This window comes from Escherichia sp. MOD1-EC5189, assembly GCF_002966045.1.
Lineage (GTDB): Bacteria > Pseudomonadota > Gammaproteobacteria > Enterobacterales > Enterobacteriaceae > Escherichia > Escherichia coli_F.
The window spans coordinates 42,543-67,328 of record NZ_PTRX01000003.1; the positions used below are offsets into that span (position 1 = coordinate 42,543).

Annotated in this window: 28 protein-coding genes; 15 read left to right on the top strand and 13 right to left on the bottom strand. The window is 49.3% G+C overall.

What is annotated here, in order from left to right:
- The first annotated feature begins 137 nt into the window (after window positions 1–137).
- Window positions 138–929, top strand: a complete 792-nt coding sequence (kdgR, locus tag ATB02_RS03120; protein WP_001262182.1) for a DNA-binding transcriptional regulator KdgR — start codon at window positions 138–140, stop codon at window positions 927–929.
- A 143-nt stretch (window positions 930–1,072) separates the two neighbouring features.
- Here the strand turns inward: kdgR and ATB02_RS03125 are convergent, their stop codons facing one another.
- Complete coding sequence (locus tag ATB02_RS03125) at window positions 1,073–1,312, bottom strand: YobH family protein (RefSeq protein ID WP_001211011.1); 240 nt, start codon at window positions 1,310–1,312, stop codon at window positions 1,073–1,075.
- A 158-nt stretch (window positions 1,313–1,470) separates the two neighbouring features.
- Here ATB02_RS03125 and mgrB point away from each other — a divergent pair, with 158 nt between their 5' ends.
- The 5 genes from mgrB (at window position 1,471) to rlmA (ending at window position 3,985) form a co-directional block, all read left to right on the top strand.
- Window positions 1,471–1,614 carry a PhoP/PhoQ regulator MgrB gene (mgrB, locus tag ATB02_RS03130; RefSeq protein ID WP_000714550.1) on the top strand — a complete coding sequence of 48 codons (144 nt, stop codon included), beginning with the start codon at window positions 1,471–1,473 and terminating at the stop codon, window positions 1,612–1,614.
- Between the two features lie 74 nt (window positions 1,615–1,688).
- Window positions 1,689–1,976 (top strand): YebO family protein, encoded by a 288-nt coding sequence (locus tag ATB02_RS03135; RefSeq protein WP_001006866.1) that lies wholly within the window; start codon window positions 1,689–1,691, stop codon window positions 1,974–1,976.
- Between the two features lie 668 nt (window positions 1,977–2,644).
- Complete coding sequence (locus ATB02_RS03145; protein ID WP_001295496.1) at window positions 2,645–2,788, top strand: DUF2627 domain-containing protein; 144 nt, start codon at window positions 2,645–2,647, stop codon at window positions 2,786–2,788.
- 12 nt (window positions 2,789–2,800) lie between these two features.
- Window positions 2,801–3,010, top strand: a complete 210-nt coding sequence (cspE, locus tag ATB02_RS03150) for a transcription antiterminator/RNA stability regulator CspE (RefSeq protein WP_001062678.1) — start codon at window positions 2,801–2,803, stop codon at window positions 3,008–3,010.
- A gap of 165 nt (window positions 3,011–3,175) precedes the next feature.
- Window positions 3,176–3,985: a 23S rRNA (guanine(745)-N(1))-methyltransferase gene (rlmA, locus tag ATB02_RS03155; protein ID WP_105271070.1), complete on the top strand. Its 810-nt coding sequence runs from the start codon at window positions 3,176–3,178 to the stop codon at window positions 3,983–3,985.
- Here the strand turns inward: rlmA and mntP are convergent.
- The 5 genes from mntP to manX all read right to left on the bottom strand — a co-directional run bounded on the left by mntP (window position 3,982) and on the right by manX (window position 8,188).
- On the bottom strand, window positions 3,982–4,548 hold the full coding sequence (gene mntP, locus ATB02_RS03160) for a manganese efflux pump MntP (RefSeq protein WP_001296134.1): 567 nt from the start codon (window positions 4,546–4,548) through the stop codon (window positions 3,982–3,984). The two genes, rlmA and mntP, sit on opposite strands and share 4 nt — an antisense overlap.
- A gap of 428 nt (window positions 4,549–4,976) precedes the next feature.
- The gene (locus ATB02_RS03170; protein ID WP_000156255.1) at window positions 4,977–5,435 is read right to left on the bottom strand and encodes a DUF986 family protein; all 459 of its coding nucleotides are present in this window, start codon (window positions 5,433–5,435) and stop codon (window positions 4,977–4,979) included.
- Window positions 5,436–5,489: 54 nt separating this feature from the next.
- Window positions 5,490–6,341, bottom strand: coding sequence for a PTS mannose transporter subunit IID (gene manZ / locus ATB02_RS03175; RefSeq protein WP_000228655.1), 852 nt, complete (start codon window positions 6,339–6,341; stop codon window positions 5,490–5,492).
- Window positions 6,342–6,353: 12 nt separating this feature from the next.
- Window positions 6,354–7,154 (bottom strand): PTS mannose transporter subunit IIC, encoded by an 801-nt coding sequence (manY, locus tag ATB02_RS03180; RefSeq protein ID WP_000406926.1) that lies wholly within the window; start codon window positions 7,152–7,154, stop codon window positions 6,354–6,356.
- A gap of 62 nt (window positions 7,155–7,216) precedes the next feature.
- Window positions 7,217–8,188, bottom strand: a complete 972-nt coding sequence (gene manX / locus ATB02_RS03185; protein ID WP_000150546.1) for a PTS mannose transporter subunit IIAB — start codon at window positions 8,186–8,188, stop codon at window positions 7,217–7,219.
- A 316-nt stretch (window positions 8,189–8,504) separates the two neighbouring features.
- Between manX and ATB02_RS26865 the strand changes: the two genes are divergently transcribed.
- Both ATB02_RS26865 and yoaE read left to right on the top strand, forming a co-directional pair.
- Window positions 8,505–8,663, top strand: a complete 159-nt coding sequence (locus ATB02_RS26865) for a protein YoaL (RefSeq protein WP_269218577.1) — start codon at window positions 8,505–8,507, stop codon at window positions 8,661–8,663.
- Entirely contained in the window at window positions 8,651–10,207 is a 1,557-nt protein-coding gene (gene yoaE / locus ATB02_RS03200; protein ID WP_000394976.1) for a CNNM family cation transport protein YoaE, read from the top strand. Before ATB02_RS26865 ends, yoaE begins: the two co-directional genes overlap by 13 nt.
- A gap of 3 nt (window positions 10,208–10,210) precedes the next feature.
- On the opposite strand, the gene ATB02_RS03205 is transcribed toward yoaE, so the two are convergent.
- From ATB02_RS03205 to pabB, 4 genes are all read right to left on the bottom strand, one after another.
- A complete protein-coding gene (locus ATB02_RS03205; protein ID WP_001353154.1) occupies window positions 10,211–11,809 on the bottom strand; it encodes an EAL domain-containing protein in 1,599 nt (532 codons plus the stop codon).
- A gap of 130 nt (window positions 11,810–11,939) precedes the next feature.
- Window positions 11,940–13,304 carry an L-serine ammonia-lyase gene (gene sdaA, locus ATB02_RS03210; protein ID WP_054250503.1) on the bottom strand — a complete coding sequence of 455 codons (1,365 nt, stop codon included), beginning with the start codon at window positions 13,302–13,304 and terminating at the stop codon, window positions 11,940–11,942.
- A gap of 183 nt (window positions 13,305–13,487) precedes the next feature.
- Window positions 13,488–14,066, bottom strand: coding sequence for a CoA pyrophosphatase (locus tag ATB02_RS03215; protein WP_000456725.1), 579 nt, complete (start codon window positions 14,064–14,066; stop codon window positions 13,488–13,490).
- 3 nt (window positions 14,067–14,069) lie between these two features.
- Window positions 14,070–15,431, bottom strand: a complete 1,362-nt coding sequence (pabB, locus tag ATB02_RS03220) for an aminodeoxychorismate synthase component 1 (protein WP_032184408.1) — start codon at window positions 15,429–15,431, stop codon at window positions 14,070–14,072.
- A gap of 73 nt (window positions 15,432–15,504) precedes the next feature.
- On the opposite strand from pabB, the gene ATB02_RS03225 reads away from it, so the two are divergent.
- The 3 genes from ATB02_RS03225 to ATB02_RS03230 all read left to right on the top strand — a co-directional run bounded on the left by ATB02_RS03225 (window position 15,505) and on the right by ATB02_RS03230 (window position 17,082).
- On the top strand, window positions 15,505–15,684 hold the full coding sequence (locus tag ATB02_RS03225; RefSeq protein ID WP_000457334.1) for a YoaH family protein: 180 nt from the start codon (window positions 15,505–15,507) through the stop codon (window positions 15,682–15,684).
- Window positions 15,685–15,723: 39 nt separating this feature from the next.
- Window positions 15,724–15,882, top strand: coding sequence for a hypothetical protein (locus ATB02_RS26325; protein WP_157945201.1), 159 nt, complete (start codon window positions 15,724–15,726; stop codon window positions 15,880–15,882).
- A gap of 300 nt (window positions 15,883–16,182) precedes the next feature.
- Window positions 16,183–17,082, top strand: a complete 900-nt coding sequence (locus ATB02_RS03230; protein ID WP_105271071.1) for a hypothetical protein — start codon at window positions 16,183–16,185, stop codon at window positions 17,080–17,082.
- 156 nt (window positions 17,083–17,238) lie between these two features.
- Here the strand turns inward: ATB02_RS03230 and ATB02_RS03235 are convergent, their stop codons facing one another.
- The 3 genes from ATB02_RS03235 to ATB02_RS03245 all read right to left on the bottom strand — a co-directional run bounded on the left by ATB02_RS03235 (window position 17,239) and on the right by ATB02_RS03245 (window position 19,477).
- Window positions 17,239–17,538, bottom strand: a complete 300-nt coding sequence (locus ATB02_RS03235) for a DUF1889 family protein (RefSeq protein WP_206748426.1) — start codon at window positions 17,536–17,538, stop codon at window positions 17,239–17,241.
- Window positions 17,539–17,799: 261 nt separating this feature from the next.
- Window positions 17,800–18,144, bottom strand: a complete 345-nt coding sequence (locus ATB02_RS03240; RefSeq protein ID WP_032184405.1) for a RidA family protein — start codon at window positions 18,142–18,144, stop codon at window positions 17,800–17,802.
- A 58-nt stretch (window positions 18,145–18,202) separates the two neighbouring features.
- Window positions 18,203–19,477 (bottom strand): SMI1/KNR4 family protein, encoded by a 1,275-nt coding sequence (locus ATB02_RS03245; protein WP_105271073.1) that lies wholly within the window; start codon window positions 19,475–19,477, stop codon window positions 18,203–18,205.
- Window positions 19,478–19,565: 88 nt separating this feature from the next.
- Between ATB02_RS03245 and ATB02_RS03250 the strand changes: the two genes are divergently transcribed.
- The 4 genes from ATB02_RS03250 (at window position 19,566) to fadD (ending at window position 24,739) form a co-directional block, all read left to right on the top strand.
- Entirely contained in the window at window positions 19,566–21,476 is a 1,911-nt protein-coding gene (locus ATB02_RS03250; protein ID WP_105271074.1) for an ATP-dependent DNA helicase, read from the top strand.
- A 57-nt stretch (window positions 21,477–21,533) separates the two neighbouring features.
- Window positions 21,534–22,229 (top strand): tRNA (adenosine(37)-N6)-threonylcarbamoyltransferase complex dimerization subunit type 1 TsaB, encoded by a 696-nt coding sequence (gene tsaB, locus ATB02_RS03255; protein WP_001220981.1) that lies wholly within the window; start codon window positions 21,534–21,536, stop codon window positions 22,227–22,229.
- A 38-nt stretch (window positions 22,230–22,267) separates the two neighbouring features.
- Window positions 22,268–22,849, top strand: a complete 582-nt coding sequence (gene yeaY, locus ATB02_RS03260) for a Slp family lipoprotein YeaY (protein WP_000290557.1) — start codon at window positions 22,268–22,270, stop codon at window positions 22,847–22,849.
- A gap of 204 nt (window positions 22,850–23,053) precedes the next feature.
- Window positions 23,054–24,739: a long-chain-fatty-acid--CoA ligase FadD gene (gene fadD / locus ATB02_RS03265; protein ID WP_000758422.1), complete on the top strand. Its 1,686-nt coding sequence runs from the start codon at window positions 23,054–23,056 to the stop codon at window positions 24,737–24,739.
- Window positions 24,740–24,786: the final 47 nt, after the last annotated feature.

Sequence of the window (24,786 nt, forward strand, 5' to 3'; positions counted from 1 at the left end):
GATTCTAGCACTGATATTCACGGTGGATGTCGCAGAATTGTAACTAACCGGCAAAAGATGGATTGCGACCACCCAGGTGCGAAATTATAATAAAAAACAGTTCTGATTTTTATAAAACACTCGCAATGAGGTGATAAATGGCTAACGCAGATCTGGATAAACAGCCTGATTCTGTATCTTCCGTGCTGAAAGTTTTTGGCATTTTGCAGGCGCTGGGTGAAGAGCGCGAAATAGGGATAACCGAGCTGTCGCAGCGCGTCATGATGTCAAAAAGCACCGTTTATCGCTTTTTACAGACCATGAAAACCCTGGGTTATGTGGCGCAGGAAGGGGAGTCGGAGAAATATTCGCTGACCCTGAAATTGTTTGAACTGGGCGCTCGCGCGTTACAAAACGTCGATTTAATTCGTAGCGCAGATATCCAGATGCGTGAGATTTCCCGCCTGACGAAAGAAACTATCCACCTTGGCGCACTGGACGAAGACAGTATTGTTTACATCCACAAAATTGACTCTATGTACAATTTGCGCATGTATTCACGGATTGGGCGTCGTAATCCGCTGTACAGCACCGCGATTGGTAAGGTACTGCTGGCATGGCGCGATCGCGATGAAGTGAAGCAAATTCTTGAGGGCGTGGAGTATAAACGCAGTACCGAACGGACCATCACCAGTACAGAAGCGTTATTACCCGTTCTGGACCAGGTGCGCGAGCAGGGGTATGGCGAAGATAACGAAGAGCAGGAAGAAGGACTGCGTTGCATTGCGGTTCCGGTATTTGATCGCTTTGGCGTGGTCATTGCCGGTCTGAGCATCTCCTTCCCGACGTTGCGTTTCTCTGAAGAGCGTTTACAGGAATATGTCGCAATGTTGCATACCGCGGCGCGCAAAATTTCTGCCCAAATGGGTTATCACGACTATCCGTTCTGATGAGAGTAAGAACCTGTCTGAATATCAAACAGACAGGTTCTTTATTTAGCATGAGAAAAATAAAGTTGAAGGTGGCGTTATATTAAACGCACTTGCGATAAGAATATTTTACTCATGAGTGAGAATCTGGTTATTTATTACCCTTAACCATTATCGACCACAATATTGCTTTTACGTAACAACGGGCAATCTGTTATCCCCAGAAAACCACTTTTAGTGTGCAGGTATTGTACCGTGCTGGTGCCTCTGGCGGTCAGATAGGTACATTGCAAACCTAATCCCGCGGCATTCTCTTTGCTTCCAATCAAAACGCCATATCCGCTGAGTAATAATCCTATCCATACCAGTGCTATCAGCATAACTGTGCGAATGATGAATCGCATTACAACCTCTTCTCTTTTTATGTTCGCTTAATCGTAGCGGCAATATGCGCTGAAGCAAGCGACTCATTCTGAAAAAGCACGAATATCGACATAGTTAGGCGCTGTTTAACTAACGCATGCTAGTTTAATGACATAAGGTAGGTGAAACGGAGATTGGAGTGAAAAAGTTTCGATGGGTCGTTCTGGTTGTCGTGGTGTTGGCTTGCTTGCTGCTTTGGGCGCAGGTATTCAACATGATGTGCGATCAGGATGTACAATTTTTCAGCGGAATTTGTGCCATTAACCAGTTTATCCCGTGGTGATATCATTTTTTCAGCACTAGATTTTCTTCCTCTCCAGCAGTGGTAGAATAGCGCCTCTACTCAGAGGTGGTGAAATGAACGAAGTTGTAAATTCAGGCGTGATGAACATTGCGTCTTTGGTTGTATCGGTGGTGGTTCTTCTTATCGGGCTCATCTTGTGGTTTTTTATCAATCGTGCCAGTTCACGGACTAACGAACAGATTGAACTGCTTGAGGCGTTGCTGGATCAGCAAAAACGTCAAAATGCACTGTTACGTCGTTTGTGCGAAGCAAACGAACCTGAGAAAGCAGATAAAAAGACCGTTGAGAGTCAAAAATCGGTTGAAGACGAAGATATTATTCGTCTGGTCGCCGAACGGTAATCCTTCCTCAATCTTGAGTAACCCCGTCGTTGAAGGGTTACTCAATTCATCCTGATTATACGCACTGTCATGGTGCAACTGCTTCAAATTAAAACTCTGGTCTGACTTCAAATAATTATCATATTATTTATTTGCGTAACGGGATATCAGAAAAAGATATTTAGCCCATTAATTTATTAGGATGTTTACATCGGATTTGTGATTAAGCGTGTTATTATTTATTAGCGAAACGTTTCTCTCTTGATTTTTTGCGCATTCATCAATTTTTCTTATTTTAAATTTACAATACCTTTGGCGATTGACTTCTCTTTGGGGTGATTGATAGGCGTTAACTGACTGTTTTATGAGAAAAAGTGATATAACTTTTTATTCATTGCATAGCAGAAAATGTGATATTGCACGCACTATGTAATAACTTCTCCCATTGGCCTGGAACAACTGAACTTATTGAACTATGTTAGGAAATACGTCAGTTTAAGTATCTGCCTGAACTGGCAAGGTTAAGCACAATGATATATCGGCGCGTATTCCGTTGCATAAGTGTGCAAAAAAAGTGGAAGACGTATCGAGATTTGTGCGTCTGATCGAGACATGTTTAAAAATGGCTTGCCATAATTAACGTTGTATGTGATAACAGATTTCGGGTTAAACGAGGTACAGTTCTGTTTATGTGTGGCATTTTCAGTAAAGAAGTCCTGAGTAAACACGTTGACGTTGAATACCGCTTCTCTGCCGAGCCTTATATTGGTGCCTCATGCAGTAATGTGTCAGTTTTATCTATGTTATGCCTGCGGGCGAAGAAAACAATCTAAGGAATTTTTCAAATGGCAAAGATTAAAGGTCAGGTTAAGTGGTTCAACGAGTCTAAAGGTTTTGGCTTCATTACTCCGGCTGATGGCAGCAAAGACGTGTTCGTACACTTCTCCGCTATCCAGGGTAATGGCTTCAAAACTCTGGCTGAAGGTCAGAACGTTGAGTTCGAAATTCAGGACGGCCAGAAAGGTCCGGCAGCTGTTAACGTAACAGCTATCTGATCGAATCCACTGATCTGAAGTGTGAATACGCTTCAATCTCGCTATAAAGCCTCGCCGAATGCGAGGCTTTTTACTTTGCTTTATCTTCGCTCCTGGCGTTCGGATATTTGCCCGCCGCGTGATTCGCGTTACACTTGCGGCCTTTAGTATCCTGCCGGAGTTGTCATGTCGTTTTCCTGTCCACTTTGCCATCAGCCTCTTTCGCGTGAAAAAAACAGCTATATCTGTCCCCAGCGACATCAGTTTGATATGGCGAAAGAAGGGTATGTCAATCTGCTGCCCGTTCAGCATAAACGGTCTCGTGATCCGGGCGACAGCGCGGAAATGATGCAAGCACGCCGCGCATTCTTAGATGCCGGACATTATCAGCCGCTGCGTGATGCAATTGTCGCCCAACTGCGGGAACGACTTGATGAAAAGGCCACGGCGGTGCTGGATATTGGCTGTGGTGAAGGGTATTACACACACGCATTTGCCGATGCGCTGCCCGAAATCACCACGTTTGGCCTGGATGTCTCGAAGGTAGCGATAAAAGCGGCGGCGAAACGCTATTCGCAGGTCACTTTTTGTGTTGCTTCCAGCCACCGTTTGCCGTTTTCCGATACCAGTATGGACGCCATAATACGTATTTACGCGCCGTGTAAAGCAGAAGAATTAGCGCGAGTAGTGAAGCCTGGCGGTTGGGTCATTACTGCCACGCCGGGACCGCGACATTTGATGGAGCTGAAGGGGCTGATTTACAATGAAGTACATCTTCATGCACCACATGCAGAACAACTGGAAGGTTTTACATTACAGCAGAGTGATGAGTTGTGTTATCCGATGCGTCTTCGCGGTGACGAAGCCGTCGCATTATTGCAGATGACGCCGTTTGCCTGGCGTGCGAAGTCAGAAGTCTGGCAAACACTGGCAGCAAAAGAAGTGTTCGACTGCCAGACGGACTTTAATATTCACCTCTGGCAGCGTTCTTATTAACCGTGGAAGTGCGTCCAGAGGATCTGGACGCCGATGCCGATCAGTACCAGCCCGCCGAGAATTTCCGCTTTTTTCCCAATAATTGAGCCAATAAAGCGACCAACCATCATCCCTAATGTCGACATAATCAAGGTTGCACAACCAATGGCTAATGCGGTCGCGATAATGTTGACCTGCAGGAAGGCCAGACCAACCCCCACAGCCATCGCATCCAGGCTGGTGGCAATCGCGGTGGTTACCAGTAGCCAGAAACCGTGTCGACGGCGCGGTTCTTCATCTTCATCATCTGCGCCACGAAAACCCTCAATAATCATTCGCCCGCCGAGGAATATCAGCAGCACAAACGCAATCCAGTGGTTCCATTCAAGGACAAACCGGCTGGCTAACATGCCCATTCCCCAGCCGATCAGCGGCGTCAGGGTTTCGACGGCACCAAAAATAAGGCCGGTTCGCAACGCTTCAGAAAATTTCGGTTTATGGAGGGTGGCACCTTTACCGATTGATGCAGCAAATGCATCCATCGACATACCAAACGCAAGAAGAACAGTAGCAGTGATATTCATGACAACGTCCTGACCGGGGTATCCATAAAACACATCATCGCCCCCAGCAAACATGCATACATGAACAACAAACCGCGATGATTTTCGCGTTCATGCAGGCATAGCGATTGATGTGCATATGGTCTCGCCTGACTGAAAGTGTTCAGTCCGTACGTGCCACGTTTTGCAACGAGTATGTTGACACGTACATTTCCGGAATCTGGAAATCGGCTACTCCCCAAATGAGGGCGCAACATTAACATATTTTTAGAATATAAAACAACTGTTGGGATATATTATTTCAGCAGTTAATTGATAACGATTGTCATTTAGATTTATATATCAATGAAACGTTAAAATAAATAACAAATAAGGGAAGGGGTAATATAGCCTAAGCTATGTCTGATTATTAAAAATACACTAAACATAGCTTTGGCTAAATTGATAACTTATTGAGTTGAAACGAGAAGCTTATAAATTTTTTCCAGATCGTCGATATTTCGAACGCGGATTAACAGCCGACGCTGTTCTAATTGCATCACCAACACGCCATCTTCCGACAAGTTCATCGCTTTGATTCGGCTATATTCAATCCAGACATTGGCGAAGAAAAAACCTTTTTGTTTAAAAATGATCTTCGGAACGCGGATCCAGAATATATAAAAACCCATCAGAGCCAGTGCACTTAATAACCATGTTGTTATTAGCGCGCCATGATTCGTGACGTTGTTATAGATAAGAATGACAATCAATCCGACGAAGATAACGCTATCGATGCGACCACGCCGGAGCAAAGGAATTGCCAGCAGGGTGGGGCCGTTACGGCGGGGCATGATGAACTGATCGTAGATCGCGAAGGCCAGGAGTGCGGCGATGAAAAGAATCAGTACCAGGTCCGTGATTGTCATTAATCCTCCAGATAAAAAAACGGGGCCAAAAGGCCCCGGTAGTGTACAACAGTCTTACAGTCCCAGCAGGCCGCAAGCGTAACCAGCGATACCGATGACGAAGAAGCCAACGATGATCCACAGCGGGTTAACTTTTTTGCGCAGTAGCCACATACAAGCAAAGGTCAGCAGCAGTGGTACCAGGCCTGGCATTAACTGGTCCAGAATAGTCTGGACAGTGGTAACGTGTTCTTTGCCCGTCTGGTCAGTAATGCGAGAGACAACCAGCGGGATGTTGACATGCGTCCACTTGTTAACTAATGCCCCCATGACAAACAGGCCGAGGATAGACGCCCCTTCCGTCAGTTTTTGCAGGAAGCCACCACCCATATCTTTAACGATATCGATACCTTTGGAGTAACCATACGCTACGCCGTAGTAACGGGTTGCCAGACGCACCAGATTAAACAAGATGAAGAACAGCAGCGGACCTAACAGGCTGCCGCTCATTGCGATACCGGCACCCAGTGCTGCAAATACCGGACGTACGGTTCCCCAGAAGATCGGGTCGCCTACACCAGCCAGCGGCCCCATCAAACCGACTTTGATACCGTTGATAGCACCGTCATCGATCTCTGCGCCATTAGCACGCTGTTCTTCCAGAGCCAGGGTTACGCCGAGAATCGGCGCAGCCACGAACGGCTGGGTGTTAAAGAACTCCAGGTGACGGCGAATAGCTTGTTTACGAGCTTCGTTGTTCTCAGGGTAGAGGCGACGAATTGCCGGTACCATAGAGAAGCAGAAACCCAGTGCCTGCATACGTTCGAAGTTCCATGAACCCTGGAAGAGGTTAGAACGCAGGAAGACGCCACGAATATCACTTTGAGTGAGTTTTTTCTCGGTGGTAGTTTGAGTTGTATCAACCATTTCGCTCACCTGTTAGTCCAGTTCGTTATCGAGATCGTTGTTACCAGCTGCCTGAGCAGGCGCACCGGCTACGCGGTTGTATTTCGGGCTAAGTTGGATGTAGAGCACTGCCATAACAGTACCAATCACACCCAGAGCAACCAGGTTAAAGTTGGTGAATGCTGCGGTTACGAAGCCGAGGTAGAAGAACGGCATCAGGTAGCCAGCACGCATCATGTTGATAACCATCGCATAACCAACCACCACGATCATGCCACCGGCGATATTCAGACCATTGGTTACCACTTCCGGAATCGCATTCAGCATGTTCTGGACTTCGCTGGTACCAACAGACAGCGCAACGATGACGGCTGGAATAGCCACACGCATTGCTTGCAGGAACAGAGAAGAAACGTGGATCCAGGAAATCGCTGTCAGGTTGCCGTTATCTGCAGCTTTATCCGCAGCGTGCTGGAAAGCAACGGTAATAGTACGAACGATGATGGTCAGTACCTGACCTGCAGCAGCCAGAGGGATTGCCAGTGCGATACCCGCACCAATGCTCTGATGACCTGCGATAACCAGAATGGTAGAAATGATAGAAGCCAGAGCGGCGTCAGGCGCAACGGCAGCACCGATGTTCATCCAGCCCAGCGCGATCATTTCCAGCGTACCACCGATAATAATACCGGTTTTCATATCCCCAAGAACGATACCCACCAGGGTACACGCGATTAGCGGACGGTGAAACTGAAATTCATCGAGGATTGATCCCATACCTGCGATACAGGCTACGATAAATACCAGCACAATTTGAAGAGTGGTAATCTCCATTGTACTTCTCCTGTTTACGTAAGACTTAAGTGTGAAAACTGAGTGATAATCAACACAATACGTTACTTATCGATTTTGCTGATCAGATCCATCATTTTCAGTTTCGGATCGGTGGAAACCTTACGGACTTCCAGCTCAATACCGCGCGCATTCAGTTTCTTGAACGCCTCGATATCTTTTTCATCAACCGAAACCGCGTTATTCACCTGGGTTTTACCCTGACGGAATGCCATACCACCAACGTTAACAGAGGTGATTTTCACGCCGCCTTCAACGAGACGCTCTACATCTGTAGGGTTGGTAAATAACAGCATTACGCGTTCGCCAGCATATTTCGGGTTGTTGTAGACGCGAATCATTTTGGCGACATCAACCACGTGCGCTGTTACGCCCGGAGGTGCAACCTGGGTGAGTAGTGTCTTACGAACGGTATCCGCAGCCACTTCATCACTAACAACAATAATACGGGAGACATTGGTTTCTTTAGTCCAGCGGGTAGCGACTTGACCGTGAATCAGACGGTCGTCGATACGCGCAAGACCGATGACCATGTAGTCGTTTGGTCCCATTGGTTTTGCCGGAGTTGGAGCCGTTTTTGGGGCAGCGGCAGCGGGGGCTGGCGCGGCTTTTTCAACCGGTTTGGCTTTCAGTGCTTTCACGCCTTCACGGCCTGTTTCTACTGCCAGTGCCACCAGTTCATCAAAGCTTGGGTCATCATCACGGGCCATTAACGTTTCCACGAGCATTGGAATGTTAACGCCTGCAATGACTTCATAATGCTCTTTGTCGACGACAATGCGGCTGGCAGCATTGAACGGGCTGCCTCCCCATGTATCAACGAGAAACAGCACGCCTTTAGTGGTGTCGAGTTTTGCCAACTGAGCGTTATACTTTTCAATCAGCGTTTCGGCATTTTCACCTGGAACGAAATCGATCCAGCCGACGTTTTCCTGCTCGCCTAACAGCATTTCTGCCGTTTTAAGCAACTGCTCTGCAGCCCAACCATGTGTGCCTATAACAATAGCAATGGTCACTTGCTACCTCCTTTATTATCGTTAACACCTCAACGTGCCAGATGTATTTTTGAATCGTCGTCCACAATCGAATCGATTCAGATAAGGGCTACAACCAAAAACCCCTGCGTTTCGCGATTTATTTTAGATATCGAAAAAATTATTTTATGTGATGAAGATCCGTAATTTAACTTTCGATTAGCAGAAATTTCGAAAGGTAAAATATCCTTGTCACATTCGTTTGCAAAGGAAGGTAAATCTTTGCCAAATCAGATGTGTCTCTGATATGTTTAACTCCCGTTTAACAACCATGGAGTATAGGGCAGTAGCCCGCAGTATGGATCGTCACCGACGTCATTTCAGCATCAGGCCTTTTAACGCCTGCTTTTCTGGCACTTTATGCCGCACCTTTCGTTTGCCTTTTGTCGTTACGCCTGCATTATTTCTGGCGCCGAATAGCTATTCCTTAAGCAGGAGCTTGTCATGGAATTCTTAATGGACCCCTCAATTTGGGCGGGGCTACTCACGCTTGTTGTTCTCGAAATTGTGCTGGGTATCGATAACCTGGTCTTCATCGCCATTCTTGCTGACAAACTGCCGCCAAAACAACGCGATAAAGCGCGTTTGCTGGGGTTATCACTGGCGCTGATTATGCGTCTGGGGCTGCTGTCGCTGATTTCATGGATGGTCACGCTGACCAAACCGCTCTTTACCGTCATGGATTTCTCCTTCTCCGGACGCGACCTGATTATGTTGTTCGGGGGGATATTCTTGCTGTTCAAAGCAACAACCGAACTGCATGAACGGCTGGAAAACCGCGATCATGATTCCGGCCACGGTAAAGGCTACGCCAGTTTCTGGGTGGTCGTCACACAGATCGTCATCCTTGACGCCGTCTTCTCGTTGGATGCGGTGATTACTGCTGTAGGGATGGTTAACCATCTACCGGTGATGATGGCTGCGGTGGTGATTGCGATGGCGGTCATGTTGCTGGCATCGAAACCGCTGACGCGATTTGTTAATCAGCATCCAACGGTAGTGGTGCTCTGTCTGAGCTTCCTGTTAATGATTGGTCTGAGTCTGGTGGCAGAAGGTTTCGGTTTCCACATTCCGAAAGGTTACCTGTATGCCGCGATTGGCTTCTCGATCATCATCGAAGTGTTTAACCAGATTGCGCGTCGCAACTTTATTCGTCACCAGTCGACTTTGCCGCTGCGTGCGCGTACTGCCGATGCCATCCTGCGTTTGATGGGGGGGAAACGTCAGGCCAATGTTCAGCACGATGCCGATAACCCGATGCCTATCCCGGTACCGGAAGGTGCGTTTGCCGAAGAAGAACGTTATATGATTAACGGCGTACTGACGCTGGCGTCGCGTTCTCTGCGCGGGATCATGACGCCGCGCGGTGAAATAAGTTGGGTTGACGCTAATCTCGGGGTGGATGAAATCCGTGAGCAGCTGCTCTCCTCACCGCACAGTCTGTTCCCGGTATGTCGCGGTGAACTGGATGAAATCATCGGTATCGTACGTGCTAAAGAACTGCTGGTGGCGCTCGAAGAAGGTGTTGATGTGGCGGCGATTGCTTCGGCGTCTCCGGCGATTATCGTCCCTGAAACCCTTGACCCGATCAACCTACTGGGCGTGCTGCGTCGTGCTCGCGGGAGCTTCGTTATCGTGACCAACGAGTTTGGTGTGGTACAAGGCCTGGTCACGCCGCTGGATGTGCTGGAAGCCATTGCGGGTGAATTCCCGGACGCTGACGAAACGCCGGAAATCATTACCGATGGTGACGGCTGGCTGGTAAAAGGCGGTACAGATTTGCATGCCTTGCAGCAGGCGCTTGATGTTGAGCACCTTGCCGATGACGATGATATCGCGACGGTCGCGGGCCTCGTGATCTCGGCAAATGGTCACATTCCCCGTGTGGGCGATGTGATTGATGTAGGGCCACTGCATATTACCATCATTGAAGCCAATGATTATCGTGTTGATCTGGTTCGCATTGTTAAAGAGCAACCGGCGCACGATGAAGATGAGTAAGCGTTAACGTAACGGCATAACGGGCGTGATATGTCCATTATGCCGGGCGGGCGGCGGTTGGCTGCCCGCCAGCCATTTGGGAAAATCACGTAGCGGCATCGGCTGTGCGTACAAATACCCTTGCAAAATATGCACGCCATGACGGCGCAAATACTTCGCCTGTTCTTGTGTTTCCACACCCTCCGCCACCAGTTCAATATTCAGTCTTTGCCCCAGTGCGATGATGATATCGGTCACCGTCGAGTTAACCGCGTCAGAACCTATAGCTGCGGTAAATGACTTATCAATTTTCAGCACGTCAGGACGTAATGTTTCAAGCCAGGAAAATGAACTGTTGCCGGTGCCGAAGTCATCAATCGCCAGTTTGACGTTTTTACGATGCAGCTCGCGGGCAATCCGATAATCAACATCCAGTAAGGCATCGCGTTCGGTGATTTCGAGGATCAGTTGCTGAATCGGGTGAGCGCTAAACCAGTACTGATTGAGATCTTTTATCAGCACACCACGGCGAAAATGGCTGGGTGCGACGTTAATGCCAACATGAAACTGACTACTCATTGGGAAAACATGCCGCTGACGGATGGTTTCTGCCATCACATAGCGGGTCAGTGGCACAATTAAATGATGTTCTTCCGCGATAGGAATAAACACATCCGGTGAAATCCAGCCCTGACGTGGATTGTTCCAGCGCAGCAAAATCTCTACACCAATACATTGCTGGCTGCGCGCATTAAGCAAAGGCTGGCAGAACAATTCGAACTCATGTTGCGCCAGGCCCAGATTGATTTCACGGGAAAAACTCATCCGGTAAGCGGTCGCCAGCCAGGCGATATAGCCCACAAGTAAACTTAGCAGCACCGCCAGCGGTAATTGTGTTGGAAGATAGTGCCATGCCAGCGCCGTAGCCCCCGGACCATTAACGTTAATGGTAAAAGGAAAGCGTTGCGAAGAAACATGATAGTTTTCATTGTCTTCAGGTTGCGGAAGGGAATCTACCAGCCCATTACCATAGAGCAAATGCCGATCGTCCACCGTCAGGCTGGCGCTACTGATTTGCGGCAGTTGTGGCTCAAGCAGCATTGCCGCCAGTAAGTCGATGTTGATCATCTCCATGACCCCAGCATTGCTACTGCCCGCTGCAGGCGTCCATTGAATCAAAACCGGACTGCCTTTAATCAGGGCATGGTCGGTCGTCAGTCGTAAAAGTGGTTGCGGTGCAGGAAGTTCAGCCAGAATGTCCACGACGGGCACATTGCGATAACCAAAAATGCTGGAGCAATAAAGTGTGCCGTCTTGCACCAGGCCAATGGATCGCACAGTTTGGAGTTTTGCCGCCTGTTTACGTAATGGCAAATGGGCGACAGAGCAGGGCAGACCAATTAGCGGAAGTAAGACTTCGCTACCTGCCTGTAGGGGAAGCAGTACTTTATCTAATTCCTCTACAGCGTGATTGGCGAATTGTACTACCCGTTGTTGATTTAAGTTACGCTGTGAAATAAATCGCACGCTCAGGGTCGAAGCGAGCGTAACGAGTGCGCAAATCGTACAAACAATCATTCGATTACGGCGATAGGTTTTAATGATCCGTTGTGCTTTTTGCATGCGGGCCACCCTGTAAGCGTATGGCGACAAACGCCTGACGCAACAGTGGAAGTGTAGTGGGGAAAATTACAGCAGACGAGAAAGCGGGGATAAATTCGCCCATCCGTTGCAGATGGGCGAGGATAAAGTATTAGTCACACTGGACTTTAATTGCCAGACCACCACGAGACGTTTCGCGGTACTTGGCGTTCATGTCTTTACCGGTTTCGTACATCGTTTCGATAACTTTATCCAGCGAGACGCGCGGCGCGCTGGTGCGACGCAGGGCCATCCGCGCGGCGTTAATCGCCTTGACTGACGCAATGGCGTTACGTTCAATGCACGGCACCTGAACTTGCCCTGCAACAGGGTCACAGGTCAGACCGAGGTTGTGCTCCATGCCAATCTCCGCTGCCACACAAACCTGTTCCGGGCTACCGCCCAACAGCTCGGCAAGGCCCGCAGCAGCCATTGAACAGGCAACACCCACTTCGCCCTGGCAACCGACTTCCGCACCGGAAATAGAGGCGTTCATTTTATACAGTGCACCAATCGCGCCCGCAGCCATAAAGTAACGGGTATAGATGTCCGGGCTAACCGATTCAATAAAGTGGTCATAATAAGCCAGCACTGCCGGAACAATGCCACAAGCACCGTTGGTTGGCGCAGTTACCACACGACCACCGGCGGCGTTTTCTTCGTTAACTGCCAGCGCAAACATGTTTACCCAGTCAATGACATTCATCGGATCGTTAGACAGTTTATCGCTGGAAACCAGCATCCGGCGCAGGGCCGACGCACGACGCGGCACGCGCAGCGGGCCTGGCAGTACGCCTTCGGTGTTCATCCCGCGATCGATACATGCCTGCATGGTTTGCCAGACATGCGCGAAATACTCGTCGATCTCTTTCTTGCTGTGCAGCGCCAGTTCGTTCTGCATAGCGAGACCAGACAGCGAATAGCCGGTTTCATTACAGTACGCGAGCAGTTCGGTGGCAGATTTGAACGGATACGGCACGCTCAATTCGTTAGCGGCATCCTGACCAAAGTGTTCTTCATCGACGATAAAACCGCCGCCGATGGAATAATAAGTTTTGCTGTAGACGACTTCATCGCCGTTATAGGCGTGGATTTGCATACCGTTTTCATGCAGCGGCAGGTTGCCGTTATGAAAACGCATCCCGTTGTCGCGCGGGAAATCCACTTCATGCCGTCCCTGTGCCAGCAGCAGACGTTCGCGCTCTTCTACGTCGCGAATAAAACCGGGAATACTGTCGATATCCACGGTGGCAGGTTCGTTACCTGCAAGACCCATAATAATGGCGATATCGGTGTGGTGGCCTTTACCCGTCAGCGACAGTGAACCATAAACGTCCACGGCAACGCGAGTAACGCTATCCAGTAAGCCTTTTTCGACCAGATCATCGACGAACTGTTTACCCGCCTTCATAGGCCCTACGGTATGGGAAGATGAGGGACCAATCCCCACCTTAAACATGTCGAATAGACTAATCACGATAATACTCCTGACAAGGTGACTGGACTTCCAGTAACGAACTAATAACAGCGCATAGTGTAAGAGGGAACGCGGCGACTGGCTTAACTATTCACATGAATTAAACTAATCAAAAACCGCGATTTAACTAATATTGCGATGATTGTCTCAAGTAGTGTTTTGTAGATGTAAAGATAAGTATAGTCAGGGTTTCACACCAATTTGCAGCGCCAGCTCACGAATTATGCCTGCGGTCATTCCCCATACAAAATACTGTTCATACCAGGACAGCCATACCCGATGTGAATCGCCACGGCGGTAGATATCTAAAGGGTGATAACGACCCAGATGTAATGCCTGGGCGAGCGGCATTTCAAACACAGCGGAGACTTCATCTTCACTGGCGCGATACGGCAGATCGGGCGGGATAATGCCGACCACTGGCGTTACCTGGTAGCCAGTGACGCTATCGACGGGCGGCAGCACGCCGATAACTTCGACGGCGGAAGGTGGTATAGCAACCTCTTCTTCAGCTTCGCGCAGCGCAGCGGCGATAACTGACGCGTCCGTATCATCCACTGCGCCGCCTGGAAACGCCACTTGTCCGGCGTGTTTACGCAGATGAATCGAACGCTGAGTCAGCAACAACCCCGGTTGCGGTCGACGGACGATGGGGATTAACACGGCAGCCTGACGATGATTTAGGGTTTCCCGGTTAATTTGCGGGCGCAAAAGTTGAAAACGCGATAAAAAATCATCAAGCGTCAGGCTACGGTATTCCACGTCTTACTTCTCCAGTTGGCGTAATATCTTATTAACTTTATCAAAAGTTTCCTGATATTCCGCTTCTTCCTGGCTATCGGCGACAATTCCACCGCCCGCAGAGCAGTATATTTGTCCGTTAATGGCAGTCAGCGTGCGGATAGTAATGCTGGTATCCATGTTGCCGCAAAAGCTCAAATAGCCAATGCTGCCGCACCAGGCATTGCGTCGCTGCGGTTCCAGTTCGTCGATAATTTCCATAGCCCGTACTTTCGGTGCTCCAGTTATTGAGCCACCAGGAAAAGCTGCGCGCAGCAGATCGCTGGTGTGTAACTGTTCTGGTAGTTGCGCCGTTATGGTGCTGACCAGATGATGCACGGCAGGGAAGGGTTCCACCACGAACAGCTCTGGTACTTTTACCGAACCTGCTACGGCAACACGACCGATATCATTACGCATTAAATCGACAATCATCAGATTTTCGGCACGATCTTTCGCTGAGTTCGCCAGTTTTTCTGCTTGTTTGCTATCTTCCTGAGGATCGGGCAGGCGTGGTAGCGTGCCTTTAATCGGGCGGGTCTGGATTTCACTATTATCACAAAGAATAAACCGCTCAGGCGAAAGGCTTAAAATCGCGCCCTGTTCAAGACGTAAAAAAGCGCTAAATGGCGCGCGGTTGGCCTGATTAAGCTGAAGGAATGCCTGCCATTCATCGCCAGAATAGGTCGCATGGAAACGCTGGGCGAGATTCACCTGATAGCAATCACCGCTGTGCAGATATTCCTGTACCTGGCGAAATTTTTCGCCGTACAGCTCGCGGGTCATATTGGATTGCCAGCCAGAAGTTAGCGTGAAATCTTCCTGCGGCGAGAATTGCTGGCTTTCCAGCCAGGCCCGACGGGCATTGACATCATTATGACTCAGCAAAGAAACTGTTTGACGCTGGTGGTCGACAATGAGCGCCCAGTCGTAGATACCCACAGCCATATCCGGCAGAACGATATCTTGCTGCGCAATTTCTGGCAGTGACTCAAAACGGCGGCCCAGATCGTAGCCAAACAACCCCAGCGCGCCGCCCTGAAATGGCAAATCTTCGTTATGCGCTGGGCGAATGTCTGCGCGATCCAGCACCTGCTGGAGCACCTGTAGCGGGTCATCAGTGGTCGTTGTGCGTTTTTCGCTTTCACTAACAACGGTTTCTTTACCGAAAGTGGTTAAAGTGCAAATCGGCTCGGCGACCACAATATCAAAGCGACTATGCGGATGATCGGCATAACCGGAGTGCAAAAGCATCGCCCACGGCTGGTGGCTTAAGCGGGAGAAATAAAATTCAGCGGCGTCCTGACGCCAGGGTAAAGTAATCACAGCGGGAGATAACGTCTTCATCAGTCCTGACTCTACTGGCTATGTGCCGGGTAGCATGAAATAATTAGCGCCAACAATTTAGCAGGAGTTAACAATGTTTGCAGGTTTACCTTCACTCACCCATGAACAGCAGCAAAAAGCCGTCGAGCGGATCCAGGAGCTGATGGCACAAGGGATGAGCAGCGGCCAGGCAATCGCGTTGGTGGCAGAAGAGCTGCGTGCCAACCATTCCGGCGAGCGAATCGTGGCGCGTTTTGAGGATGAAGACGAGTAACGTTATGCGTCAGGTCGTAAGTATGAGAGGGAATTTATTATGGAGAGTCTGGTGGCGTTGGTGGGCGTGAAAGCAGCCCTGGAGGAACCGGATTTTTTTGCTTTTTTAAGTCAACTCAATGTTGATAGCGCACTGGATCTCAGGGACGACTCGCAATTTGATGAACGCTGGATGTGTGAGTTTAATGCCGTCCAGTGAAGAGCCTTTTCTGAAGAAGTGATTAACCTAATAGATACATTACGTGAGAGATATTTTAAATTAGCTTTTCGTATAACGGGAAACAGTGATATTTCCGCCAGAATATCTGATGATATTGAGTTGATTAGCAAACGTATGGTCATGGGGGATCAGCAATCCTGGGCGGTGAAGGTATTATGGTCCTGTTATTGCAATGGGCTGTTTCCGTGTCATATTTAAAGCCGTAATACATACTTAAGTAAATTTTTTCACGGATGATTTATTGATGAAAATAATAAATCATAATACAGGAGGTAGTGAATGATAAATATTCCTTTAACCGCAATGAGCTATCAGCCTTGCGGTGAATTTGTTTCTTGTTCCCTCAGTTTTAATGGGCAAATATCTGTACTGGAAGTGGATCAGATACCTGAACGTATCCAGGGAATGTTTGTTTCGACAATAACGGAGGAAAGAACCTGGTATATTACATTATATGGAAGAAAACCCCATTATGCGAAAACGATTAATATTCAGGATACTTATAATTTCCACAAAGTACAGATTATTGACAACCAACATATTTTATTAGTAGGTGCCCGGAGTCGGTTTGAAAATGGCGAGGGGGAGAAAAATGCAGCCATTTACACCATGGATGGAAGACTGGTACGGCGATTTACATTGGGCGATGGTATCGAGGATGTAAGTGTTACAGAAAAGGGTGAAATATGGGTAAGCTACTTTGATGAAGGTGTCTTTGGAAATTATGGCTGGCAGATCCCTATGGGACAAAACGGCCTGGCAAAATATGATCTCTACGGTAATGTTTTATGGGAACAGAATGAGTGTTGTATTTTTGATTGTTATGCCTTAAATGTTGAAAATGCGACATCAGTCTGGTTTTATTATTATACGGATTATGAACTTGTTCATATTAAAAACAATACCTTCACACGATATGAAATTCCCGTTGAAGGGATGAGTTCTTTTGCTGTTTGTTTACCGTGGATCATTGCTGATAACGGCTATCAACAATCTTGTGCCTTTTCTGTATTCAGGCAAGACGGACAGCGATTTAAAAAATATGATGATGTGGTATTTACACAGCCTGATGGGCGACAAATCGCCCCGATTTTCAGGAAGATGCGCGGAAAATGGGTTTTGGTAAAGACTGAAAGAGAACTCTATTATGGGGAGATCGCGCCGTCGATGTTTTATTGATACGTCTGTACTATCCCTGTGCTTCTTGCACCCGAGATTACAATGGACGCACTGATAAAAAAGAAGAACAAGTGAGTTGTATATTGGCGAAAAAATGGACGCTTTTCTGTTATAGATGAAAGCGTCCATGCCGATTTCTGCTGATAGAGAGTTAAACTATACCAGCGCTTTGAGTTCGTCATGCATATATGACGTAAAATATTCCGGATTTTTAATCCCCACGCGTTCACCAGACTCCATTTTTTTTGCCCAACCAACCATTTTCTGTGTGAACTCAGGATTCCATCCTTCCTCGTTCCCTCGCGCAATGATGACGTCGGCACTCGCGGGTACTCCCAAATCTTTCAGACATTTAAAGATTCCCTTTGCAGTGCTTTCATTCATAGAACTTGGTGTTGATGCTGAGATATCCATGGCACCAATGAAATCCAGGGCTTTATCTATTACAGCAGGCATATTCTTATCCTTAAAATTAACCACGTAATCAATAAGTCTATATGACCTCAAATTGCCTCTAAGATCAAAGGGATTATAAACCTCTATCATGCGTTAGTCTGTTGACATCTGTGTTTTTTGCCGAACGCAGTGAGGCGCGACACAATTTAAGCCTGTTTTATTGCGCCCGGAACGAGGGATAACAGAGTGGGGGCGCGAAGTACTGACCGAATCCAGCAAAATCGGTCAGTATTATCTGGTTATTTTCTGCCCTGGAATAACTTAAACCGCAGCAACAATCTTAATTTCAACTTTATACTGTGGATTCATCAGTCCCGCTTGTACCGTGCAGCGCACCGGCGCATGACCCGCGACAACCCAGGCATCCCACGCTTTATTCATCGCCGCGAAGTCGTTTTTATCAGCCAGGAAAATGGTGGCATCCAGAATGCTCGATTTATTGCTGCCCTGTTTTTCCAGCACGGCGTCAATCTGCGCCAGCGTATTCGCAGTTTGCTCAAAAGCATCGGCGTCAAGGTTTTCCGGCACACCCGTATAGTAGAGAGTGTTGTTGTGGATCACGACATCAGACCAGCGGGCTTCGGCGTCGATACGGGTAATGGTCATTTTATTCTCCTTAATATGCAAAATTTAGTGCTAAGACTGCCATAATCGCACGCTAACGTCATTCTTCAACCTCCCAGGTGCGGCGATAATAATCGTGGCGCAGCGAGGTTAAATCGGGAAAACGCATTGCGGCGTAGTCAACCCATGCGGGCACGCGGGGATCGCGAACGCCAAACAGGGCATAAATTGCCTGTTTACAGATTTCACTATCCGGATGTTTGAATAACGGTTCAAACAACGCCACATGCCAGTCCTGAGTCGCAAAATCTTTCGCCTGCGTTATTCCCCATGTTAGCCAGAGAACGTTCTTCCAACTGACATGTTGAAAGATCGGAGCAAAAGTTTCGCAGCAATTAAATTCGCTTTGCTGGATCAGTTGCACCGCTTCAGCGAACGTCGTGACATCCGTCACTTCCGCTAAATGTCGTACCAGTTGCCGGGTAAACAGCGCCAGCGGGAAGCCCTTTTTATCGGCAAGGCGTAGCAACTGCACGGCGTTATCTTGATACGCACCGGGCATGGACAGATGAAGATGAACGATCTCCGGAACACATTCTGCTCGCGCATTAATCAGCGCTTTCAGGGCAATATTCCCGGGTGCAGGATCTTTATCCGTGCGACAAACAGACTCCCAAAGCGCCAGTGTTTCCGGCTCGGCAAGCGGAAAACGCGCCAGCGATGAGAGGGCATCTTTGTTTTGGGTCGCCATGAAAAGCGTACGCAATTGCGCCTGACTGCCGGGGACATCGGTGCCGAAAGTTTCCATATCCATCCCGGCAACGATCTCGTCAAGCCAGCGTTCATACCAACTGAGAAAATCGGCGTCATACAGAAACTGAAACGTTTCGCTGGTTACAGGAAAATCCGAGTCAAATGAGGAACGCAGTAGTCGCCCTCTATATTGCCCGGTAACTACTAGGTAAATACCATTGCAACCAATTTGCAGCAGCCCGTTGTAAACAGGGTGATTGCCCTCATCGGAAACCGCAATCTCCTGGATCTGTTGAATATCAAGCTGCGTCAAACGCAGGGGAAGCATATTGTCGACCGGCAGTAAACCCTGTACCGGGCATTGTTCAATAGGCCATAAACCATAACCATAACATGGGCCGCCATTGGCGATGTAACGCAGAAAAATGCGGTAGACGCGCGGCAGCGAAACGCCAGATTGCTGCTCAAAGGCAAGGAGCGTCTCTTCACTGACTGCAGGCGGCCATTGGTATTTCCACTGTTTGGCACCAAATAAGGCGCAGTTTGGATCGCCTGACGAAATGCGGGGGATTTTTTGCTTAATCCGTTCGACCAGGCTCTGTTCAGCGGCGCTAAGTTGCATCCTTGCTCTCCTTAATTATCGTGGCGGTCCTGCTGGCGAAAGCGCCCTCATCCTGACATAATCCCTGTTCAAATCAACAGGGGGTAGTGTGACGGACGATTTTGCACCAGACGGTCAGCTGGCGAAAGCGATACCAGGCTTTAAGCCGCGAGAACCACAGCGTCAGATGGCGGTAGCCGTCGCCGGGGCGATAGATAAAAGCCAGCCGCTGGTGGTGGAGGCCGGAACCGGTACGGGCAAAACCTACGCTTACCTGGCCCCTGCGCTGCGGGCGAAAAAGAAAGTCATTATCTCGACCGGTTCAAAAGCGTTGCAGGATCAGCTCTACAGCCGCGATTTGCCAACGGTTTCAAAGGCGTTGAAATATACGGGCAACGTGGCGTTGCTGAAAGGGCGCTCTAACTACCTCTGCCTCGAACGTCTCGAACAGCAGGCGCTGGCGGGTGGCGATCTACCGGTACAAATTTTAAGCGATGTGATCCTGCTGCGCTCCTGGTCTAATCAAACAGTCGATGGTGATATCAGCACCTGCGTCAGCGTGGCGGAAGATTCACAGGCGTGGCCGCTGGTCACCAGCACCAACGACAACTGCCTTGGCAGCGACTGCCCGATGTATAAAGATTGCTTTGTGGTCAAAGCACGCAAAAAAGCGATGGACGCCGATGTGGTGGTGGTAAACCATCATCTCTTTCTGGCGGATATGGTGGTGAAAGAGAGTGGATTTGGCGAACTGATCCCGGAAGCTGACGTCATGATCTTCGACGAAGCCCACCAGTTGCCGGATATCGCCAGCCAGTATTTTGGTCAGTCACTCTCCAGTCGACAACTGCTCGACCTGGCAAAAGACATCACCATCGCCTACCGCACCGAATTAAAAGACACCCAGCAGTTACAAAAGTGCGCCGACCGCCTTGCCCAGAGCGCGCAGGATTTTCGCCTGCAATTAGGTGAGCCAGGTTATCGTGGCAACCTGCGCGAACTGTTAGCTAATCCGCAAATTCAGCGGGCATTTTTACTGCTCGATGACACCCTTGAACTCTGTTATGACGTAGCGAAATTGTCGCTGGGGCGTTCCGCCTTGCTGGATGCAGCATTTGAACGCGCCACACTTTATCGTACGCGGCTTAAACGGCTGAAAGAGATCAATCAGCCGGGTTACAGCTACTGGTATGAATGCACTTCGCGCCATTTTACTCTGGCGCTCACGCCGCTTAGCGTGGCGGATAAATTCAAAGAGTTAATGGCGCAAAAACCAGGTAGCTGGATCTTCACCTCAGCAACGCTGTCGGTGAACGACGATCTGCATCATTTCACCTCGCGGCTTGGGATAGAACAGGCGGAGTCGTTGCTGTTACCCAGCCCCTTTGATTACAGCCGCCAGGCATTACTCTGTGTGCCGCGCAACCTGCCGCAAACCAATCAACCGGGTTCCGCTCGGCAGCTGGCGGCAATGCTGCGACCGATCATCGAAGCTAACAACGGTCGTTGTTTTATGCTTTGTACCTCGCACGCCATGATGCGCGATCTGGCCGAGCAGTTCCGCGCTACCATGACGCTTCCCGTTTTGTTGCAGGGGGAAACTAGCAAAGGGCAACTGTTGCAGCAATTTGTCAGCGCCGGTAACGCGCTTCTTGTGGCAACCAGCAGCTTCTGGGAAGGGGTGGATGTGCGTGGCGATACATTGTCATTGGTGATTATCGACAAGTTGCCGTTTACCTCACCGGATGATCCACTATTAAAAGCGCGCATGGAAGATTGCCGTTTGCGCGGTGGTGACCCGTTCGATGAAGTACAACTGCCGGATGCGGTCATTACTCTCAAGCAGGGAGTAGGGCGACTGATTCGCGACGCCGACGATCGAGGGGTTTTGGTGATTTGCGACAATCGGCTGGTGATGCGCCCTTACGGCGCGACGTTTCTCGCCAGTCTGCCGCCAGCGCCGCGCACCCGTGACATTGCCCGTGCGGTTCGTTTCCTTGCGATACCATCCTCCAGGTAATTTGTGATGGAGTATGGTATGATGCGCGCCTTTTTATTGATCTAAGCACGAAGACCCATGCGAATTCTGGCTATCGATACCGCGACAGAGGCCTGCTCTGTCGCCCTGTGGAACGACGGTACTGTCAACGCTCATTTTGAGCTTTGCCCTCGTGAACATACTCAACGAATCTTACCGATGGTGCAGGATATCCTGACCACCAGCGGAACTTCCCTGACGGACATAAATGCTCTGGCTTACGGGCGCGGCCCCGGTAGCTTTACCGGCGTGCGCATTGGTATTGGCATTGCGCAAGGGCTGGCGCTTGGCGCGGAATTACCGATGATTGGCGTCTCCACGCTAATGACGATGGCGCAAGGGGCGTGGCGCAAAAACGGCGCAACCCGCGTGCTGGCAGCCATTGACGCGCGAATGGGCGAAGTTTACTGGGCCGAATATCAGCGTGATGAAAATGGTATCTGGCACGGTGAAGAAACCGAAGCCGTACTCAAACCTGAACTCGTTCATGAACGGATGCAACAGCTTTCCGGCGAATGGGTGACTGTGGGTACAGGCTGGCAAGCCTGGCCGGATCTCGGTAAAGAGAGCGGGCTGGTTTTGCGCGATGGTGAAGTATTACTGCCTGCCGCAGAAGATATGCTGCCGATTGCTTGTCAGATGTTTGCTGAGGGTAAAACAGTGGCGGTGGAACATGCCGAGCCGGTTTATTTACGTAACAACGTCGCGTGGAAGAAACTTCCGGGCAAAGAATGAATCTTAAGAGTATGCCCTGAGAAAAAAGGAGTCGCATCATGGCGGTTCAAAAGAATGTTATCAAAGGCATACTGGCAGGTACGTTTGCGCTAATGCTGAGCGGTTGTGTCACTGTGCCGGACGCCATTAAAGGCAACAGTCCCACGCCGCAACAAGATTTAGTTCGGGTAATGAGTGCGCCGCAGCTGTACGTTGGTCAGGAGGCACGCTTTGGTGGCAAAGTGGTTGCGGTACAAAACCAGCAAGGGAAAACCCGCCTGGAAATTGCTACCGTACCGCTCGACAGCGGAGCCAGACCGACGCTGGGAGAACCTTCTCGCGGTCGCATTTATGCTGATGTGAACGGTTTTCTGGACCCGGTAGATTTCCGTGGACAACTGGTTACGGTAGTTGGGCCAATCACCGGTGCGGTTGACGGCAAAATCGGCAACACGCCCTATAAATTTATGGTGATGCAGGTAACGGGTTACAAACGTTGGCATTTAACCCAGCAGGTGATTATGCCGCCTCAGCCGATTGATCCATGGTTTTATGGCGGTCGTGGCTGGCCCTATGGCTACGGTGGATGGGGCTGGTATAATCCCGGCCCCGCGAGAGTACAAACTGTTGTAACTGAATAATTGCTTGTTTTTAAAGTAAAAGAAACAGCGGCTGGTCCGCTGTTTCTGCATTCTTACGGTAAAGATAAAAATAAATAGTGACGCGCTTCGCAACCTTTTCGTTGGGTAATTATCAAGCTGGTATGATGAGTTAATGTTATGTTAACGGCATGTATATCATTTGGGGTTGCGATGACGACGAACACGCATTTTAGAGGTGAAGAATTGAAGAAGGTTTGGCTTAACCGTTATCCCGCGGACGTTCCGACGGAGATCAACCCTGACCGTTATCAATCTCTGGTAGATATGTTTGAGCAGTCGGTCGCGCGCTACGCCGATCAACCCGCGTTTGTGAATATGGGGGAGGTGATGACCTTCCGCAAACTGGAAGAACGCAGTCGCGCGTTTGCCGCTTATTTGCAACAAGGGTTGGGACTGAAGAAAGGCGATCGCGTTGCGTTGATGATGCCTAATTTATTGCAATATCCGGTGGCGCTGTTTGGCATTTTGCGTGCCGGGATGATTGTCGTAAACGTTAACCCGTTGTATACCCCGCGTGAACTTGAGCATCAGCTTAACGATAGCGGCGCATCGGCGATTGTTATCGTGTCTAACTTTGCCCACACTCTGGAAAAAGTGGTTGATAAAACCGCCGTTCAGCACGTTATTCTGACCCGTATGGGCGATCAGTTATCCACGGCAAAAGGCACGGTAGTCAACTTCGTTGTTAAATACATCAAGCGTCTGGTGCCGAAATACCATCTGCCAGATGCCATCTCATTTCGTAGCGCACTGCATAACGGCTACCGGATGCAGTACGTCAAACCCGAACTGGTGCCGGAAGATTTAGCTTTCCTGCAATATACCGGTGGTACCACTGGTGTGGCGAAAGGCGCGATGCTGACTCACCGCAATATGCTGGCGAATCTGGAACAAGTTAACGCGACTTACGGGCCGCTGTTGCATCCGGGCAAAGAGCTGGTGGTGACGGCACTGCCGCTGTATCACATTTTTGCGCTGACCATTAACTGCCTGCTGTTTATTGAACTGGGTGGGCAGAACTTGCTTATCACTAACCCGCGCGATATTCCGGGGTTGGTAAAAGAGTTAGCGAAATATCCGTTTACCGCGATAACCGGCGTTAACACCTTGTTCAATGCGTTGCTGAACAATAAAGAGTTCCAGCAGCTGGATTTCTCCAGTCTGCACCTTTCCGCAGGCGGTGGGATGCCTGTTCAACAAGTGGTGGCTGAACGTTGGGTGAAACTGACCGGACAGTATCTGCTGGAAGGTTATGGCCTGACCGAGTGTGCGCCGCTGGTCAGCGTTAACCCGTATGATATTGATTATCATAGTGGTAGCATCGGTTTGCCGGTGCCGTCGACGGAAGCCAAACTGGTGGATGATGATGATAACGAAGTACCACCGGGTCAACCGGGTGAGCTTTGTGTCAAAGGACCGCAGGTGATGCTGGGCTACTGGCAGCGTCCGGATGCCACTGATGAAATCATCAAAAACGGTTGGCTACACACTGGCGACATTGCCGTAATGGACGAAGAAGGTTTCTTACGCATCGTTGATCGCAAAAAAGACATGATTCTGGTTTCCGGTTTTAACGTCTATCCCAACGAGATTGAAGATGTCGTCATGCAGCATCCTGGCGTACAGGAAGTCGCGGCTGTTGGCGTACCTTCCGGCTCAAGTGGTGAAGCGGTGAAAATCTTCGTTGTGAAAAAAGATCCATCGCTTACCGAAGAGTCACTGGTGACTTTTTGCCGCCGTCAGCTCACGGGCTACAAAGTACCGAAGCTGGTGGAGTTTCGTGATGAGTTACCGAAATCTAACGTCGGAAAAATTTTGCGACGAGAATTACGTGACGAAGCGCGCGGCAAAGTGGACAATAAAGCCTGAGCGTTAAGTCAGTCGTCAGACGCCGGTTAATCCGGCGTTTTTTTTGA